The organism is Vibrio sp. 10N.222.48.A3, from assembly GCF_041475345.1.
GTDB classification, from domain to species: Bacteria; Pseudomonadota; Gammaproteobacteria; order Enterobacterales; family Vibrionaceae; genus Vibrio; species Vibrio tasmaniensis_A.
Genome location: NZ_JBFRVX010001505.1, coordinates 1,140 through 1,988, shown reverse-complemented (window position 1 = coordinate 1,988; position 849 = coordinate 1,140). Strand labels below are relative to the sequence as shown.

The window sequence follows — 849 nt, the reverse complement described above, 5'->3', positions numbered from 1 at the left end:
TTGCTGCGGCTCTTGCTGCGAAAAACGGTGTTGAGATTGGCGCAATCCTACTGACTGGCGGTTACGACATTCCAGAAAGTATTGCTAACCTTTGTGCACCAGCATTCGCTTCAGGTCTACCGATCTTCAAAGCTCAAGGTAACACTTGGCAGACGTCTCTAAACCTACAGAGCTTCAACCTAGAAGTTCCTGCAGACGATAAAGAGCGTATCGAGTTCGTTAACGATCACGTTGCAAGCCACATTGATGGCCCTTGGATTGATTCTCTATCTGAAGGTACTCAAGGCATCCGTCGTCTAAGCCCACCAGCATTCCGTTACCAGCTAACTGAATTTGCTCGTAAAGCGGCTAAGCGCATCGTTCTTCCTGAAGGTGACGAGCCACGTACAGTTAAAGCTGCGGCTATCTGTGCAGAGCGCGGTATCGCAACGTGTGTACTTCTAGGTAACCCTGAAGAAATCCGTCGCGTTGCAGCACAGCAAGGTGTTGAGCTTGGCGCTGGCGTTGAGATCATCGATTCTGCATCAGTTCGCGAAAACTACGTAGCTCGTCTAGTAGAACTTCGTGGCGCTAAAGGTATGACTGAAGTTGTTGCTCGTGAGAAGCTAGAAGACTCAGTATTCCTAGGTACTATGATGCTTGAAGCTGGCGAAGTTGACGGCCTAGTTTCTGGTGCTGTTCACACAACGGCGAACACTATCGTTCCTCCGTTCCAGATCATCAAGACTGCTCCTGATGCTTCTATCGTATCTTCAATCTTCTTCATGCTTCTGCCTGATCAAGTTCTTGTATACGGTGACTGTGCGATCAACCCAGATCCAACAGCTGAACAGCTTGCTGAAATCGCTA

Annotated in this window: 1 protein-coding gene; it reads left to right on the top strand. The window is 48.8% G+C overall.

What is annotated here, in order from left to right:
• A partial coding sequence (gene pta, locus AB4653_RS27415; protein ID WP_372105818.1) for a phosphate acetyltransferase occupies positions 1-849 on the top strand: 849 nt, incomplete at both ends.